We start from the raw sequence: 18,215 nt of genomic DNA on the forward strand, positions 1-18,215 counted from the left end.
TTTTTTCTTTATTTTGAATTAAACCCCTAAGATGAAAAACAGAATAACTTTCTTCGTATACCTCGTATTTTTTATAACATTCAGTTTCGCACAGAATAAAAAACAAAAATTTAATGAGGACAAACTTTTAGAGCATTTAGAAATCTTGAGTTCAGATAAGTTTGAAGGTCGTAGAACTGGAGAAAAAGGAAATGATTCTGCTAGAGCTTATATCATTGAGCAATTTAAGGAGCTTAATGTTACTGGTTTTAATGGTGAATATGAACAACCTTTTTCATTCGAAAATAGAAACAAAACATACAACGCAACAAATATTTTAGCTGAGATTAAAGGAACAGAATCACCAGATAAATACATTGTTATCAGCGCACATTATGACCACCTTGGAGTTTCTGGAGGCAAAATTTATAATGGTGCCGATGATGATGCATCTGGTGTTGCCGCACTTTTAGCTTTTGCAGAATATTTTAAAACCAGCCCACCTAAACATTCGGTAATATTAGCTGCTTTTGATGCTGAGGAACTTGGGTTGAGGGGAGCAAAACACTTTGTCGATACTATTGATACCAATAAAATTTTGGTCAATCTAAATATGGACATGATAAGTCGTAGTGCAAAGGATGAGTTATATGTTGTTGGAGCACGTTACACAGAATGGCTCACATCGATTCTAGATAGATTCAAAAATACCACCACCACTAAACTTTTACAAGGGCATGATGGCACCGATAATAAAGACGATTGGACTATGGCTTCGGACCATGAACCATTTTATTCTGCTAAAATCCCATTTCTGTATTTTGGTAATGAGGATCATGCCGCCTACCACAAGCCAACAGATGATTTTAAGGATATTACACCAGAGTTCTATAAAAACGCTGTCGAAATTATTTTATCCGTTTTCGTAGCTATCGATACCTCAGGACTTTAATTAAAGATATGCAAGACCCAAGTACATTTTATAAAGCACAGCTAGAATTAAATAAATCGGAGTCAAAGCGTATATTTAAACAACTGAGTTTATATAGTCTTCTTAGACTTTCTGTTTTTGTACTTACAGGAATAGGTATTTATTTCACCTTTCAGAATTGGCAAATAGCAATGGGTATTGCAGTGGTTGGTGTGGCTATTTTTCTTTTTTTACTTTCAAGATATACAGATCTAAAGTCAAAAAGAAATTTACACAAACGATTGATTACAATTAATGAAGACGAATTAAAAATAGCAAAAGGGGATTTTCATAATAGATCTGATGGTTCAGAATTTCAAAATCCAAAACATTTCTTCAGTCTCGATATCGATTTATTTGGGAAAGGTTCATTCTTTCAATTTATAAATAGAACAGCTATTAAAGAAGGTGCTCAGAAACTCTCTGAAAATTTACTTTCAAATAATATTTTAAATATTGAAGAACGGCAACAAGCTATACAAGAGTTAGCAGCTTTACCGGAATGGAGACAAAACTATTCAGCAATTGCTCAAGGAGTTGAAATAGAACATTCTGCAGCTTCAATTATTACATGGTTAAAAGACTACAAACCTTTTTTAGGAAAAACGCAATATGCGTTAACCATTGCTTTTGGTATAATATCTATAGTGCTTATAGTATCAGGAATTGCTGAAGTTATTACGATTTCAATTGCTGGTTATTGGTTACTATTAGGATTAGGAATTACAGGTCGCTATTTAAAGAAAATCAATATACTGGCGCAACACACAGAGCGAGCAAAAGACACTTTTAGACAATATGCATTGTTGCTAAATGCAATAGAAACTACTGAATTTAATTCCGAATTATTAAAGTCTAAACAAAAATTGATTCAGTCAGAAGATTTAAAAGCTTCTGCAATTTTTTTAAAATTTTCAAAGGCATTGGATGCTTTAGACAATAGGAATAATCTCATTTCTGCAATTGTTGGTAATGGTTATTTTTTAATAGACATAAGAAATAGTTATAGGATAGAGCAATGGGTTACAAAATATGCAGATAAAGTTGATGATTGGTTTGAAGTCGTCACCTTCTTTGACGCCCTTAACAGCTTAGGTAATTACGCCTTTAATCATCAAAGTTTTACTTATCCTATTTTAACTGAAAAACCTATTACCATTTCTGCTGAAGATTTAGGTCATCCTTTATTAAATCCTGAAAAACGCGTGGATAGTGATTTACGATTAGAAGAAGAGCAATTCTTCATCGTAACAGGAGCAAACATGGCAGGTAAGAGTACCTTTTTAAGAACCGTTGCACTTCATATAGTTATGGCTAATGTTGGACTGCCAATTTGTGCAAAACAAAGTAAATACAAGCCCATTAAGTTAATTACCAGCATGCGAACTACAGATTCGTTAACTGATGACAGTTCGTATTTCTTTAGTGAATTAACACGACTAAAATTTGTAGTAGATACCATTGAAAAAGATACTAATTACTTTGTGATACTTGATGAAATTCTAAAAGGAACGAATAGTACAGACAAAGCCATCGGCTCAAGAAAGTTTGTTGAGAAATTAGTAAAACTTAATGCCACAGGAATTATTGCCACTCACGATTTAAGTCTTACAGAAATTGAAAAAGAATTAGAAGCAGTAAAGAACTACTACTTTGATGCAGAAATTATAAACGATGAACTCTTTTTTGATTACAAACTCAAACAAGGCGTTTGCCAAAATATGAATGCTAGTTTTCTGTTGAAGAAGATGGAAATAGTATAGACTAAAAAACCCTCTCTAAAAATAGAAAGGGTTTTTAAATCATTTAAGAAAATAATCTCCTAAGCCTCAAAAGGCTCTATAGAAACGTAAGACTTATTGTCTTTTTTCTTAGTGAATTTTACTAAACCATCAACTTTAGCATGTAAAGTATGGTCTTTTCCTTGGTATACGTTTTCACCTGGGTGATGTGTGTTACCACGTTGTCTTATGATAATGTTACCAGCAATAGCAGCTTGTCCACCAAAAATCTTAACGCCAAGACGTTTCGATTCTGATTCTCTACCATTCTTCGAACTACCAACTCCTTTTTTATGAGCCATGATCTTAAGGTTTTATATTGTTATACTTAAGTAGTTAAGCAATTAAGCTTTACCACCATCTAATTCGTCTTGCCATTTTTTAAGCTCGTCCCACTTACCATCAGCAGCTAATTTAGCTTGTGCTGGCCAAGTATCTGTTACGTGGTTTCCACGAACACCTGCTATGATTTCAGAAATTTTAGCTGGCTTAGTCTTAGCTAATTCAGCAAACGTAGCGACACCTGCTTCTACTAAGGTAGATGCAATTTTCGGTCCAATACCTTCAATTTTCTTTAAATCATCTGCTTTACCTGTTGCTTTTTTTGGTGCAGCCTTCTTAGGGGCAGCTTTTTCAGCTTTTGGAGCAGCAGCTTTGGCTTCTACTTTCTTAGTTTCTTTTTTAGGGGCAGCTTTTTCAGCTTTTTTAGCTGGCTTAGCTCCAGAAGCAACAATACTTTCAATTACGATTTCAGTTAAAGATTGTCTGTGTCCATTTTTAACACGGTAACCTTTACGTCTTTTCTTTTTGAAAACTATTACTTTGTCACCTTTAAGGTGCTTTAAGACTTTTGCACTTACTTGTGCTCCGTCTATAGCTGGGGCGCCTAAAGTAGTTTTGTTACCATCTCCTATTAAAAGAACGTTGTCGAAAGAAACTTTCTTACCTTCTTCTGTAGATAAACGGTTAACAAAAACTTTTTGGTCTTTTTCAACTTTAAATTGATGCCCTGCTATCTCTACAATTGCGTACATAGCGTAACGTTTTTATTAATTTGTTTATTAAATAAATCACTTTCTTCTCAGAAAGCGGATGCAAATATACTCCTAAATTCGTAATTCACAAACGTTTCGAGCGTTTTCAACATGATTTACAGATACTTTCTTGCAGAGCTTAAAATTTTTACGATCCAACCAGTTATAATTAATTGAGTTTTCACATTTTATTATGTTAATAAGAGGAATCATTCCTTATTTTTGTAAGGCTTTATGTAACAAAAGGCATTTAGTACAGACTAACACAAAAACAATTTAAATTTTAAACACACTAAATAATGAAAAAAAGTTTATTTACTCTTGTACTTTCATTACTTGTTGGATTTCACTCCAATGCGCAGAAAGTAGAATTTGAGGAGTACGATTTAGACAATGGTATGCATGTTATTTTACATCAAGATAATACGGCTCCTGTAGTTACAGTTTCAGTAATGTATCATGTAGGTGCCAAGGATGAAGATCCAGAACGTACTGGGTTTGCTCACTTCTTTGAGCATTTATTATTTGAAGGTACAGAAAATATTGAACGCGGTGAGTGGTTTAATATTGTAACTGCAAATGGAGGAAGCAACAATGCTAATACTACAGATGACAGAACATACTATTACGAGGTATTTCCTTCAAATAGCTTAGAGACTGGTTTATGGATGGAGTCTGAGCGTTTACTACACCCAATCATCAATCAAATAGGTGTAGATACACAAAACGAAGTTGTAAAAGAAGAGAAAAGACTACGTGTAGATAATCAGCCTTATGGTAATATTTTAGCTGAGATTAAAAAGCGTATGTTTAAAGTACATCCTTATAAAGGCACAACTATTGGTGAGATGGAACATTTGGATGCAGCTACTTTAGAAGAGTTTCAGGCATTTAATAAAAAATTCTATGTGCCAAACAATGCAGTTTTAGTTGTTGCTGGTGATATTGACAAGGCGTCTGCTAAGAAAATGATTGAGGATTATTTTGGACCAATACCTCGAGGTGAAGATGTAACAAGAGATCTTCCAAGAGAGGAACCAATTACAGAATCTTCTAGAGATAAGGCTTATGATGCTAATATTCAAATACCCGCTGTAATTGCCGCTTACAGAACACCTTCTTTTAAAGATAGAGATTCTTACGTTTTAAACATGATTTCCAGCTATTTAAGTGGAGGTAAAAGTTCAGTTTTATATAAGAAAATAGTTGATCAGCAAAAACAAGCACTAGCAGTTCAAGCGGTTAATATTAGTCAAGAAGATTATGGTATCTATGCTTTGTTTGCATTGCCTTTAGGAGATGTATCTCTAGATACATTGATTACAGAAATGGATGAGGAAGTGGCAAAAATGCAAGAAGAATTAATCTCTGAGCGCGATTATCAGAAATTACAAAACCAGTTTGAAAATCAGTTTGTAAATTCTAATTCTAGTGTAGCTGGTATTGCAAATTCATTAGCACGTTATTATATGTTATATGGCGATATAAATTTAATAAACAACGAAATTGATATCTATCGTTCTATTACAAGAGAAGAAATGAGAGATGTTGCTAAAAAGTATTTGAATTCTAACCAGCGTTTAATACTTGAGTATTTACCTAAAAAAGATGATCAATAAGATGAAAAATTTTAATATGAAAACTAAAATACCAGCATTCGTTGTATTGTTTTTAATGGCAATAGGTGTAAATGCACAAATAGATAGATCTAAACAACCTGAACCAGGACCAGCTCCTAAAATTACTTTAGAAGTACCAGGTGAATTTGAGTTAAAGAATGGTATACAAGTGCTGGTGGTAGAAAACCACAAATTACCTAGAGTATCTTACTCTTTAAGAATAGATAACAAACCGATTACTGAGGGAAAAAAAGCAGGGGTTTCTAGTATTTTAGCAGCAATGTTGGGTAATGGAACCACTAATATTCCTAAAGATGAATTTAACGATGAAATTGATTTCTTAGGAGCGAATTTAAATTTTGGAGCTCAAGGTGGTTTTGCTAGTTCATTATCTAAATATTCAGATAGAATTATAGAATTAATGGCAGATGCTGCGATTAATCCATTATTAACAAAAGAAGAGTTTGAAAAGGAAAAAGAAAAACTTTTAGAGAACTTGAAATCTCAAGAGAAAAGTGTTGATGCTGTTGCAGGACGTGTAGGTGGAGCTTTGTCTTATGGTGTAAATCATCCAAGAGGAGAGTTTACCTCTGAAGAGACGGTTAATAATATTGAGTTTGCTGATGTGTTAGCATTTTATGAAAAATATTTTAACCCAAACAACGCTTATATTGTGGTTGTTGGTGATGTTGAAATAAGTGATGTAAAGAAGCAATTAAAAAAGCATTTTGGTAAATGGGAAAAAGCTGCGGGAGTAGAAATTACACTTCCAGACCCACAACCTAATGCACAGTACACACAAATCAATTTTGTGGATATGCCTAATGCTGTTCAATCTAACATTTCATTGACAAACAATGTTAATTTAAAAATGAATGATGAAGATTACCATTCAGTGCTAATTGCTAACAAAATATTAGGTGGTGGTTTTGGTAGTTATTTAAATATGAACTTACGTGAAGAACATGGTTATACTTACGGAGCACGCTCTAGTGTTGGCACAAGCAGATGGAATGCCTCACGTTTTACTGCTGGAGCAGCTGTAAGAAATGCAGTTACTGATAGCGCTGTTGTTGAGACATTAAAAGAAATTAAACGTATCAAAACAGAACCTGTAGAAGCAGAAAAATTAGCAAATGCTAAAGCAAAGTATGTAGGTGATTTTGTATTGGCTTTAGAGCGTCCACAAACAATTGCAAATTATGCTTTAAACATAAAGTTGAATGACTTACCAAAAGATTTCTATACAACGTATTTAGAGAAAATAAATGCAGTCTCTAAGGAAGATGTTACTCGTGTTGCTAACAAATATTTTAAAACTGAAAACGCACGTATAGTAGTTGTAGGTAAAGGAAGTGAAGTATTAGAAAACCTTGAAAAAACAGGTATTCCAATTAAATACTTTGATCCTTACGCTAAGCCAACAGATAAGCCAGTATTTTCTAAACCTTTACCAGATGGATTAACAGCAGAGAAAGTGATAAAAAATTATGTAACTGCAGTTGGTGGCGAAGAAAATCTTAGAAAGATTAATACAACGCTTACTAATGCAGAGGTTACTATCCAAGGTGCACCATTTAAACCAAAGGCAATTATGAAGCAAATGTCACCAAACAAATTTTCTATGGAAATGGTTGCTGAAGGAATGGGTACATTGTTCAAGCAAAGTTTTGATGGTGAAACTGGATATCAAGAACAACAAGGGAGAAAAGTTCCTATGGACGAAAAAGACATATCTTCTAGAAAAGCTGAAAAAGGTTTGTTTTCAGAGTTATTTATGGAAGCTTCTAGTATTGAGTTAGAAAGCATGACTACCATTGATGGTACAGATGTTTATAAAATCAAGTTCACAAAAGATGAAAAGGAAACTTATAGATATTATGATGTAGAAACAGGTTATTTAGTAAGAACAGAAGCTACTACTGAAGCTGGAGGTCAAACTATTACTACAGTTACTGACTATTCTAATTATAAAGAAGTTGACGGTGTTATGATGCCATATACAATGAAAATTGTTAATGGACCGCAAGTAATAACTTTAGAAACTACAGATGTTAAAGTTAATGAAGGTGTTACTGCCGAAGATTTTAACTAAGCCGTAGTGATATTATAAAAACTCAAACCGAAGTGAAAACTTCGGTTTTTTTATGTTTTACGCTGATTAGATAAGTAGACACCAGCTAATATTAATAGCGAAGCTAATCCTTGAATAAGACCAAAAGTCTCCCCATCAATAATTCCCCAAATTAATGCAACAATAGGCATAATATAGGTCACTGAAGATGCAAAAACAGGTGTGGAAATTTGAACTAACTTAAAGAAAACTACTTTAGCCATTGCGGTACCAAGAACAGATAATATGGTTATATATATTAATGAACTTATTAAATAGGGATTATTAAAGCGTTCTGAAGTAAAAAAGTCTGTAAATAACAGTACTACAATTGCTGGTATTACAATAAACACATAATTTCCTGTGGCAATTGCTAAAGGTTTTACATCTTGTAAATAACGCTTTATAATGTTTACGTTGGCTGCATACATGAGTGTAGAAGCAATTACAAAACCTGCATATAAGTAATTCTGGTTAGGATTTAATTCGGCCCCTTTTAAAATTAAAATAGCAGTCCCAATAAAACCAATAATGACACCTAAAACTTGCCGTCTTGTTGATGCAATTCTAAATACTGCAAAACCTAATAAAATAGTGTTTAAAGGAACTAATGAGTTTAATATAGAGGCTACAGCACTATCAATTTCAGTCTCTGCAATGGCAAAAAAGAACGCTGGAATAAAAGATCCAAGTAGTCCAGAAATCAACAACCATTTCCATTTAGATTTCGGAATATCTTTGAGTGTATTGTATCCTGCAGCAAATAGGATTAGTCCTGTAATTATGGTTCTTAGAGCTCCGAGTTGATATGGAGTTAAACCTAGTAGTGATTTTTTAATTAAAATAAATGAACTTCCCCAAATGACAGAAAGTATTAAAAGATAAATCCATTTTATATTCGGGTTTTTCATACAAAAGCTCTGTAAACAAATCACAAAATTCGTTAATTATTACGCAAGAAACGTCAATATTTATTAGATTTATCCAAAATATAATAGTTTTAATTTATGAAGACATTAAAAAACATTTGTATCGTATCAATTTTAGCACTTGTTATTTCATCCTGTAAGAATGAAACACAGCCTGAAGTTAAAACAGTAGATGTAGAAGTTTCTAAAAAAGATGTTGCCCAAAATTTAGATCCAAATGCTACTTATGCTAAAGTAGAGTTTGGTATTGATGGTATGACTTGTGCTATGGGCTGTGCTAAGACCATTGAAAAGAAAATGGCGAAGATGGATGGTGTTAAATCTGCTAAAGTAGATTTTGATAAACGTCTAGCCATGGTAGAATATGATGAAGCCAAAGTAACTCCAGAATCTTTAGAAGAAACAGTTACTAAAGTTGCTGATATCTATAAGGTAAAGGATATGAAAAAAGTTATTGATTTTGAGAGTAACGAAGCAAAACCATGCAAAGCTGATTGTAATAAAGCTTGTTGTGCTAACATGTCTGAAGCTGAAAAGAAAGAGTGTAAAGCAGATTGTAAAAAAGCATGTTGCAATGGTGAGAAAAAGGCTGAATAAGCTCAGAACATAAATAATAAGTTAAAACGTCATCTGTTAAGGATGGCGTTTTTTATTGTACCTGTAGTAAAATAAATGCTATAGATAGACAGCCAAAAGGCAAAAACCACAATAAATATATTGAAGCCCGTTTACTTTTTGATTTTGCATTAAGAATGTTTCTTTTCTTACCGTTATATCGCATCCAATTTTTAAATATTACAAACAGACTAATTGCAGCAAACAATACCCAAAATTTAGTTGTTGACATCACTAGTATTCTCATTTGACTTGCAAATGCCTTAAAAAAGGCAGCAAAAGCCAATATGATAGATAATTCTAAAAAGTCGATGTATAACAATGCAATTGTTAAACTTCGCTTTCCTAAAGTCTTTTTGTAATAGTTGAAAACAGAAATATAAAAAGTATCAAGCATAGGTTTATTGAAAAATAAAAAGCCACATCTTCAAAACAAAGATGCGGCTTTTTAATTGTTTTATAATTTCTTAGTTACCAGTAATTTCGATATTGTCTACATGGTATCTTGTTGTTGCACTTGGATCTGAACCTTCGTAGAAGAAGCCAAAGTGTACATCTCCATCAATACAAGAGATATTTATTGGACCAACAGATTCAAAAGAACCAAATCCACCGCTAGGACCTACCGGGATCGTAGCATCTAGTAGTTGCCATGTTGCAGCTGTTGGATCACCTGTAAAATCATTAGAGAAATATACTGTTAATATAGTTCCATTATCAAAATTAGCTTGTACATCAAAAGATAATTCTTCACCGTCAGTTGTGTCCATATTTATTTCTGGGGTTACCAACCAAACATTAATTTCATCATCACCACTATTAAATCCAGAGATTTGTGCGTAAGCGGAGCCACCGAAACTGCCGGTAATCCATTCTGTACCACCTCCACTTATGTTAACATTAGTCCAACCTTCAGCGTCATATCCTGCAAAGCTTTCAAAATTCTCTGAGAAAAATGCTGAGCCTCCACCAGAAGCTTCGTTACATTCAAAAAAATCTGGATCACAACGCTCATCATTATCAAAATTAATATCTTCTGGGGAATTAATAACTATAGTATAAAAATCATCAAAGAAATCTCTAGTGAGTACACCAGAAATGAACCCTCTATTTGCTGGAAGAGGTAAACTTTTAAAATCAGAAAATGTACTTGTGCTCATAATAACAGAAGCACCAGTAGCACAATTTTCTACGCTGCGTTCACCATCAAATTCATCAGTATCTTCAGCAGCAAAAGTTAAAGGATTTTCTCCCAAAACGTCATTACGATTAAACTGCATATCATTTAATCTAATAAATTGACTTTCTAAATCATTTGTAAAATCGGCTATGGTAACATCTAGAGGTACTATTGTAGCAACCTCTGGATCTAAAATAATATGCTCTGCTCTTTTCGTGCCTGAAATTTTTTCTATACTATTTCCAGCTCCTGTACCCAATTGCAATACACCATTATCTTCGGCAATTGTTAAACCATCTAATTTGATAAATACTTTTCTCCCAAATTCATAAAGTGTGAACAATGGATTAACATCAACTTGAATTACAACACCCGCTGTAGGGTTTTCTGCTTTATCCTGAATAACTAATTCTTCAAAAAAGTTTCCGCCTTCATCGCTAGAAATTACATAACCAGATGTATAAACATCATAATTTTCATGATCTTCGAACGGGTAAGGTTCTCCATTTTGATTGAAATTACCTAGTACTGCATCGATATCAATAATAACATCATTCTCACCAAATTCAACTTCATTTACTGAGAGGTTTGGCAAATTGTAATCATCGTCCTCTACACATGCTGTAAACACTAATAAGCCTATTAGCAAAATTGTTAGTTTATTTAATTTATTTGTTTTCATTTTTTTGTCTTTATAAAGTTAAAGATTTATTTTTTTAGAATCTTACGTATACGTTTAAATAATATGTTGTGCCATTTCCATAGAAATAACGATTGCCAAATACTGGACCATTTTCATTGGTCTGTTCAGTTAATTGACTTCTGTAATCCACCCTACGTGCCTGTTCAAAACCACCTGTTCTATATTGTTGATTAAATACATTGTTTATGGTTGCAAAGAAGCCGAGATAGTAATCATCAACTCTCCAAGATTTTCCTCCAATTATATTTACAAGCATATAATCATCAAATTGCTCTTGTCTTAATAAATCTCTTGCAATAGCTTCATCGTAATCACTGAATCCATAACCCGAAATGTTTCCACCCTCTCTGTATCTATCTTCGGTAATTAGGTCAAGGTTAGTATTAAAACGTCCTGATCGCTTTAGATTGTTTACGTCTACATATGCATTAGAGAAGAAGTTACTTGTAATACCAATATTCCAGTAATCAGGGTCTCTATATTCAAATCCTATTTGATAAGCACGTTCAGGACCACCAGCAACATGATAATTTTCAAGATATGTTTTGCCATCTCCGTAAGTTAAGTCCTCTTCAAAATCATCACCAGATAAATACATATTTGGGTTGTTTGTAAAGATATATTGTCCTACTGAAGCGGCACCTTTTAACTTAATTGTTGGTGTAACTTGCGCTTCAATACCAAATTCTCCACCAATGTGTCTTCTATCTACATTAGTCAACACTTCTTGAGTAAATGCACCAGAACTTCCTTCAGTATAATAAAATCCAATATCGGTTCCATCTTCAAATGTTGAATAAAAACCTGTAAGACGTGCTTTTACAATTGGTGATCTAAATATATAACTAGCGTCTACTGATGTAATGACTTCACTATTTAAATCATTGATTAGCTCGTTGTTTTGTCTTGCGTTTTCGAATGTATTTCTAATACTTGGTGCCTTAGTCATATAGACTGCATTAAAATCAACAAGATGTTTTCCTGTAATTTTAAATGTTGCACCAGCTTTGACTCCTATATTAGAAAAATCTACCTTCTCACTTTTCCCAAATGAGTTATCCTCAAAATATCCGTTTTGATATAGACCCTTTCTTTGGTAATTAGTCTGAGAGATATTAGCAGCGGCATAGAAATCTACTTTGTTATATTTAAATTGTGCTTGAGCAAATGCACTAGCCACATTTGCTTCTATTTCGTAGTTATATTTATAACGATCCCCTTCTCCTACAATACGATTAGGGTTTCTAATATCTGATTGAGCTAGGTTACTGATGTTTTGACTAGGATCTATTTCTTCGGCAAAGAAATCGACATCTAAATAACCATTAGCTCCAAATAGATCCTTAACTCGTGCGTAATTTTCACTCTTTAAATTTCTGAAATTTAATCCTCCATTTAGTTTTATATTATCTGCAAGTTCTGCATCTAATAATATGTTTGCGCTTAGTTGTTTGTCATCTATTCTGTCTTCTTGTAAAGCATATATAGCATTGTGACCTCTTGCAGTAGAGTTGACATTTGCTCTATAAATATTTTCCCAGTTAAATTGGCCATTATTAATAAATTCTTGCTCAGCCAAATAAGCTAGTTGATAATCTGATGCTTCTGGCGCTCCTCCAACATTCAAAAAATAACTTGGTAAATTTTGGTAGTAAGTAGGGTCTGTGTTGCGGGCACCGCCAATATAAGTATCTACTCCATTAAATGTAACACGCCGTGTACCACCATTATCTATACGTGTATTTCCTATCTTTCCAAATTGATAAGCAACATTAGTGTTTAATTTTACTTTAGAGGATACATCCCAATAGTGGTTTAACATTAAAATTGGTTCACTTATCTCTCGCGTTCTCGAATTGCGTTGTTCGCCATTTAAATCTCCCCAAAATGGATTATATTCTCTACCTTTTAAGTTAAAAACCTCTTCTGTTATTGCGGTAGAACGACCACGTCTATTACTTGCATATATACTTGTAAAGTTTAAACTGTGTTTATCATTAAGCTGTTTTTCAACGGCAACAAAAAATGAATTAGCATCATAAAGTGTTCCGTCAATAAAGCCCTCTTCACCATAGCGTCGAGATCCTAATATAGAATATGACCAACCATCCTTTAACAAACCAGAACTATAACTAGCCATTACTCTACCTGCATAACTTCTATTAGCAGAAGCATAAGAAACGCGCCCACCTTTTCTGTATTTTGAGGCACGCATTACAATATTATTAGTACCAGCTAAATCACCAAAATTATAATCGTTGGCCGATATACCCATTGAAAATTCTTGGTTGCGCTGTACATCATTTAAACCTCCCCAATTTCCCCACTGTGGTCTTCCATTAAATTGTTTGTTCATTTCTATACCGTTGATAAGTACTTTACCGTTGGCATTGTCTAAACCTCTCGGCCTGAAAAATGTAGCACTAAAATCAAATGCTGCAGCACTAAGAAATACATCTCTAGAGGCTTGTAACAGTCCAGAAATATTATCTGTTAAGCCATCATCTTCACTATTTAAATTTGCATCCGATATGGAAATCACAAATAAATCTTTTTTATCACTACTATCAAAATCTAATGTCATACCACTGATATCAACAGTCTGACCTTCGTTTACGACAATCGGATAACGTTTTGTAACATAGCCTATTTTTTCAACCTTTAAAACTTGTTCACCAAGTGGTACGTTTTCAGTAAAACTGAATTCTCCCTTAGCATCTGTTTTAGTAGTTTGTTCGGTTTCTTCAATAGTAATTGTTACATCAGGAATTGGTTCTCCTGTAGTTCCATCCAAAACGCTTCCTTTAACAATGGTTTGCTGAGCAAAACTTGTTAATGAAAAGCAGATAGTTCCGAACAGAAAGAGTAAAAAACTTTTTTTCATACCTAATATTAAAATTGATTGTTATTGCAGGTTAAATTCTGGTTATTTAAGGCGTGCAAATGTACATTATTTATAATAATTACATACTTTTGGCAAGCAATTTGCTTATGATATAACAATAATATAATATATCAATTATGAAATTATTAAAATCACTTTTTGTTCTGCTTGCATTGGTTTGTATTTCAAATCTCCAAGCACAAGAAGAGAAACGCTTTAAAATACATACTGTAGCGTTCTACAATTTAGAAAATTTATTTGACACAATCAACGATCCAACTAAATATGATGAGGCTAGTCCAATAATGGAAATGAAGGCAAATCGTGGTGAAGTTTATAAGAAAAAAATTAAAAACATGGCACGAGTTATTTCCAATATTGGTAGTGACTATGCTAATAACTCACCTGCTATAATTGGAGTTTGTGAAGTCGAAAACAGACAAGTTCTGGTAGATTTAGTTAATGACCCTTTGCTCTTAGGAAAAGATTATGGGATTGTTCATTTTGATGGCCCAGATAGAAGAAGTATTGATGTTGCACTTTTGTATCAAAAAGAGCTATTTAGACCTATTGAAGAAAGTTCTCACGAATTATTAATATATGATGATGTATCTAGAGAAAGAGTATATACAAGAGATCAACTTTTAGTCAGCGGAGAGCTAGACGGGGATTTAATACACATTTTGGTAAATCATTGGCCTTCTAGAAGCGGAGGAGAAGCCAGAAGTAGATCCAAAAGAGTTGGTGCTGCAAAATTGAATAAGCGAATTATAGATTCAATACAATCAAAAGATCCTTATGCTAAGATTTTTACCATGGGTGATTTGAATGATGATCCAACCAATGATAGTGTAAAGAAAGTTTTAAAAGCAAAAAAAGATAAAGAAGATGTTCCACTAAAAGGAATATATAACCCTTTTGAAAAGATGTTTACAGAAAAAGGATATGGAACAACAGCTTACAGAGATGCGTGGAGTTTATTTGACCAGATTATGATGACCAAACCTTTGTTAGAAGACGATTATTCATCATATAGATTTTGGAAAGCAGGTATTTATAATAAAGCGTATTTATCTAATAAGCGCGGACGTTATGAAGGTTATCCATTTAGAAGTTTTGCAGATGGTGGTTTTACAGATGGTTTTAGTGATCACTTTCCGGTTTATGTATATCTTATAAAAGAAGTAAATGAAGAAGAGGAAAAGACTAAAGGCTAATTTTCAATATTAAAAATAAAAAAGGCACAAATTAAATTTGTGCCTTTTTTATTTTTTAGAACCAAAGATTCCAAGGAATCATATATAGAACTAATGCTAGTGCTATAGAGTAAAAAATGGCTAACATTTTAAATTTTGGTTTAGACACTAATTTCTTTTTATGTTTAGAATAGCCAATAGTTACTAAAGCTACAGCGATTATCATTGTAGCAGGATGCTCTACAGCTAACTTTCTTAAACTATCACTTTTCATTATTTCACCCATGCCATTCTCATCAAAATAACCTTTAGTAAAATACAGTATAATGCCTAATAATAATTGGATATGCATTGTAATTAATGCAAATAATGAAATTCTAAAATCTTTAGCATCAAATTCCTTATCACTAAAAAATTTAATAAGTGCATTAAATGTAGCTAGTACTAAGACTACTAAAACCAAATAAGCCCAATAGGAATGTAAAAATTGCATCATTTTTTTATAGTTTAATTAGTTAGATAATAACTACAAAAGTAGGGATTTGCAATTGAAAGTAATTAATCTGAAATCGTAATTTTATGCTTTAGCTCATTTCCTAATTCGTCAGTAACAGTTATGATGTGTTCACCAGAGGATGGTAAAACTGCCATATCATGTATATCTTTTGTACTACCAACAAATTGATTATCAATATACCAATAGAGTTCTAATTCTGGTTTTGAGTGTGCCACTTTAAGGACCAAATCGTTGGTGTTGCCATCAAAATCCTTAGGTAAGAAAATAGTATTTTGCTGATTAGGATAGATAAATTCCATGGAAACTCCTGAAGATTCTGCACAATCATTTCTGAAAGGAGGGACAGTTTTATAAAACGGATTTTTATGTTTAAAATAATAAGCTTGCAAAGGAGGAAGAACAAACCAAGGGGTATTATTAATGTTCGTAACAGATTCACAAGAGGAGTTGACCTGAAACTGTTCAGACCTATCTAAATGTACTAATTTGTGAAAAGGGCAAGGTGCCGTTTTTCTACCACTAGCTTGAATATATCTCAACTCAGTACCATCACAAATTGAAGATGCTCTGTAGCCACTTTTTTTGCAGATATTTACCTCTAGCATTTCGTCATAAGGTTGTGCAAACCATTTACTTTTTGGTAAAACATCGAACACATCAAATAGAATTGGCGCAGCAGTTTGCACTCCAACTAGTCCTGGTCGTCCTTCGCCATCAGCATTGCCAACCCAAACGCCAACCACATAATCCTTTGTTGTACCAATCGCCCAGGCATCTCTAAAACCGAAGCTGGTTCCTGTTTTCCATGCAATCTCTTGTGACGAATCGTAATATTCCCAGCTGTCATCGCCTTCTGGTCTATTTACTTGCTTCATGCTTTCAAAAGTGAGATAGATTGAAGCGGCATCAAAAACTACTTTTTCGTTTTTAAGTTCTCCAAAATCGATAGGTTTTCCGAATATGAAACTTGGCTCAGAAAACTCATCATCATAATATTTACTCGAGTTATCATTAAAATGATTTAAAGTTGAAGCCATTGCAGCATAGCTTTTACATAAATCCCAAAGGTTACTTTCCGCACCACCAAGCACCAAAGACAGGCCATAATGATTGGCATTGTATTTTAAGTCTTTTAGTTTTAGTTCTTTTAAATAATGATAAAACCGATCTAGACCAAAATCTTGAAGCATCCTAACAGCAGGTACATTTAATGAGCGCGATAATGCTTCGTTGGCAAAGACTGCGCCATCATAGGACTGATTAAAATTCTCAGGCTGGTAACTCCCAAACTGAGTTGGTATATCTGCGACTAAAGTATTTGGCAATAAATCTCCAGCATCAAGCATAGAGGCATATAAAAAAGGCTTTAAGATACTGCCTGTGCTTCTAGGCTTATCAATAATATCAACACTGTTTTGATGTGCTTTATCTGTTGGTGAATTGCCAACATAAGTCAATACTTCTCTTGTTTTGACATCTAAAACCAAAACAGAAATGTTATAAATTTCATTTTGCTTTAAAAGGTTATAATGCTGTTTTACAATAGAATTGGTTTGTTCTTGCAGTGACGTTTTAATAGTTGTTTTAATACGTTTTCCTTTGTACTCTTTTGCTATTTTTTGAAGTAAATGAGGGGCAATCTGAGGCAATGGATAAGGTTTTTGTGGTAAATCTTCGTCAATGGACAGCTCATAAGTGAGCTCATCAATCCTACCATTTTCAAAGAGTTTTTTTAATAAACGATTGCGCTTATCTAATAGTCGCTTTTGATTTTTCCCAGGATATATTAAACTAGGTGCATTTGGTAAAACAGCTAATGTAGCACTTTCTGCCCAAGATAAATTTAAGGGGCTTCGATTAAAATAGCGCCATGATGCCGCATCAATCCCAACGACGTTGCCTCCAAATGGAGCATGACTTGAGTATAAATTCAAAATGTCATCTTTTGATAATCTAAACTCTAATCGTGTAGCTAAAATGAGTTCTTTAAACTTTTCAAAATAAGTACGCGATTGTCCGTTACGAGATAAACGAATTACTTGTTGTGTAATAGTACTTCCACCTCGCTTTACCGAGCCAGAATTTAAATTACCTTTTAAAGCTTTAAAAATTGAAACAGGATTAAAGCCTGGATGTTTATAAAAGTATTCATCTTCAAACTGAAGAATGCAGGTTTTGAATTTTTCTGGAATACTATCGCTTTCTGGAAATCTCCATTGACCATCATCAGCAATCAATGCTCCTAACAATTCATCTGAACTACTTGTTATAACTGTTGCTGTTGGAACTTTAAATAATTGTTGAGGTAAACAGAAATAATAGACAATTAGAAGCAATACAATAATTGCAGATTTTATTTTATTTTGTTTTATGTAGTTTGTTAGTTTCAAACCTTAAATTCATACTCTCGTTCAACTTTGCAAATTCTCACATTATACCAATTGTACCATTGTTCTCGTCCTTTTTGTTGAGCGAATAAATGTTCTGTATTGGCCTTCCAATTTTTAATGGCATCTAAACTTTCCCAATAGCTCACTGTAATACCTATATCACTTCTAGCGCTTTCAATACCGATGTAACCTTTTTGTTGTTTTGCTAAGGTTTCCATTCTATTTGCCATTTCAGCATAACCTTCAGTATATTCAGTTTGAGTTGATGTAAATATTACAGCAAAGTATGGTTTAAAGTTATTCAT

The 18,215-nt window shown here is 33.3% G+C and carries 15 protein-coding genes; 6 read left to right on the top strand and 9 right to left on the bottom strand.

What is annotated here, in order from left to right; all coding sequences use genetic code 11:
• Positions 1-31: 31 nt before the first annotated feature.
• Both Q0822_RS06520 and Q0822_RS06525 read left to right on the top strand, forming a co-directional pair.
• Positions 32-931: a M20/M25/M40 family metallo-hydrolase gene (locus Q0822_RS06520; RefSeq protein WP_299121693.1), complete on the top strand. Its 900-nt coding sequence runs from the start codon at positions 32-34 to the stop codon at positions 929-931.
• A gap of 8 nt (positions 932-939) precedes the next feature.
• Positions 940-2,712, top strand: coding sequence for a DNA mismatch repair protein MutS (locus Q0822_RS06525; RefSeq protein WP_299121695.1), 1,773 nt, complete (start codon positions 940-942; stop codon positions 2,710-2,712).
• A 59-nt stretch (positions 2,713-2,771) separates the two neighbouring features.
• Here the strand turns inward: Q0822_RS06525 and rpmA are convergent, their stop codons facing one another.
• Both rpmA and rplU read right to left on the bottom strand, forming a co-directional pair.
• Positions 2,772-3,032, bottom strand: coding sequence for a 50S ribosomal protein L27 (gene rpmA / locus Q0822_RS06530; RefSeq protein ID WP_013869859.1), 261 nt, complete (start codon positions 3,030-3,032; stop codon positions 2,772-2,774).
• A gap of 42 nt (positions 3,033-3,074) precedes the next feature.
• Entirely contained in the window at positions 3,075-3,764 is a 690-nt protein-coding gene (gene rplU, locus Q0822_RS06535) for a 50S ribosomal protein L21 (protein ID WP_299121697.1), read from the bottom strand.
• 299 nt (positions 3,765-4,063) lie between these two features.
• On the opposite strand from rplU, the gene Q0822_RS06540 reads away from it, so the two are divergent.
• Both Q0822_RS06540 and Q0822_RS06545 read left to right on the top strand, forming a co-directional pair.
• Positions 4,064-5,383, top strand: coding sequence for a pitrilysin family protein (locus tag Q0822_RS06540; RefSeq protein ID WP_299121699.1), 1,320 nt, complete (start codon positions 4,064-4,066; stop codon positions 5,381-5,383).
• Between the two features lie 16 nt (positions 5,384-5,399).
• A complete protein-coding gene (locus Q0822_RS06545) occupies positions 5,400-7,478 on the top strand; it encodes an insulinase family protein (protein ID WP_299121701.1) in 2,079 nt (692 codons plus the stop codon).
• A 50-nt stretch (positions 7,479-7,528) separates the two neighbouring features.
• Here the strand turns inward: Q0822_RS06545 and Q0822_RS06550 are convergent, their stop codons facing one another.
• A complete protein-coding gene (locus Q0822_RS06550) occupies positions 7,529-8,407 on the bottom strand; it encodes an EamA family transporter (protein WP_299121703.1) in 879 nt (292 codons plus the stop codon).
• Between the two features lie 96 nt (positions 8,408-8,503).
• Between Q0822_RS06550 and Q0822_RS06555 the strand changes: the two genes are divergently transcribed.
• Positions 8,504-9,022: a heavy metal-associated domain-containing protein gene (locus Q0822_RS06555; protein WP_299121704.1), complete on the top strand. Its 519-nt coding sequence runs from the start codon at positions 8,504-8,506 to the stop codon at positions 9,020-9,022.
• Positions 9,023-9,074: 52 nt separating this feature from the next.
• Here Q0822_RS06555 and Q0822_RS06560 read toward each other — a convergent pair whose 3' ends face one another.
• The 3 genes from Q0822_RS06560 to Q0822_RS06570 all read right to left on the bottom strand — a co-directional run bounded on the left by Q0822_RS06560 (position 9,075) and on the right by Q0822_RS06570 (position 13,807).
• Positions 9,075-9,437 carry a hypothetical protein gene (locus tag Q0822_RS06560; RefSeq protein WP_299121706.1) on the bottom strand — a complete coding sequence of 121 codons (363 nt, stop codon included), beginning with the start codon at positions 9,435-9,437 and terminating at the stop codon, positions 9,075-9,077.
• A 70-nt stretch (positions 9,438-9,507) separates the two neighbouring features.
• Complete coding sequence (locus Q0822_RS06565) at positions 9,508-10,902, bottom strand: DUF5689 domain-containing protein (protein ID WP_299121708.1); 1,395 nt, start codon at positions 10,900-10,902, stop codon at positions 9,508-9,510.
• 34 nt (positions 10,903-10,936) lie between these two features.
• Entirely contained in the window at positions 10,937-13,807 is a 2,871-nt protein-coding gene (locus tag Q0822_RS06570; RefSeq protein WP_299121709.1) for a carboxypeptidase-like regulatory domain-containing protein, read from the bottom strand.
• Positions 13,808-13,944: 137 nt separating this feature from the next.
• Here Q0822_RS06570 and Q0822_RS06575 point away from each other — a divergent pair, with 137 nt between their 5' ends.
• The gene (locus Q0822_RS06575; RefSeq protein WP_299121710.1) at positions 13,945-15,024 is read left to right on the top strand and encodes an endonuclease/exonuclease/phosphatase family protein; all 1,080 of its coding nucleotides are present in this window, start codon (positions 13,945-13,947) and stop codon (positions 15,022-15,024) included.
• Between the two features lie 55 nt (positions 15,025-15,079).
• Here the strand turns inward: Q0822_RS06575 and Q0822_RS06580 are convergent, their stop codons facing one another.
• The 3 genes from Q0822_RS06580 to Q0822_RS06590 form a co-directional block, all read right to left on the bottom strand.
• Positions 15,080-15,499: a hypothetical protein gene (locus Q0822_RS06580; protein ID WP_299121711.1), complete on the bottom strand. Its 420-nt coding sequence runs from the start codon at positions 15,497-15,499 to the stop codon at positions 15,080-15,082.
• Positions 15,500-15,561: 62 nt separating this feature from the next.
• Positions 15,562-17,910 carry a penicillin-binding protein 1C gene (gene pbpC, locus Q0822_RS06585; RefSeq protein ID WP_299121713.1) on the bottom strand — a complete coding sequence of 783 codons (2,349 nt, stop codon included), beginning with the start codon at positions 17,908-17,910 and terminating at the stop codon, positions 15,562-15,564.
• The gene (locus Q0822_RS06590) at positions 17,907-18,215 is read right to left on the bottom strand and encodes an antibiotic biosynthesis monooxygenase (protein WP_299121714.1); all 309 of its coding nucleotides are present in this window, start codon (positions 18,213-18,215) and stop codon (positions 17,907-17,909) included. Before Q0822_RS06590 ends, pbpC begins: the two co-directional genes overlap by 4 nt.

This window comes from uncultured Winogradskyella sp., assembly GCF_947496485.1.
GTDB lineage: Bacteria > Bacteroidota > Bacteroidia > Flavobacteriales > Flavobacteriaceae > Winogradskyella.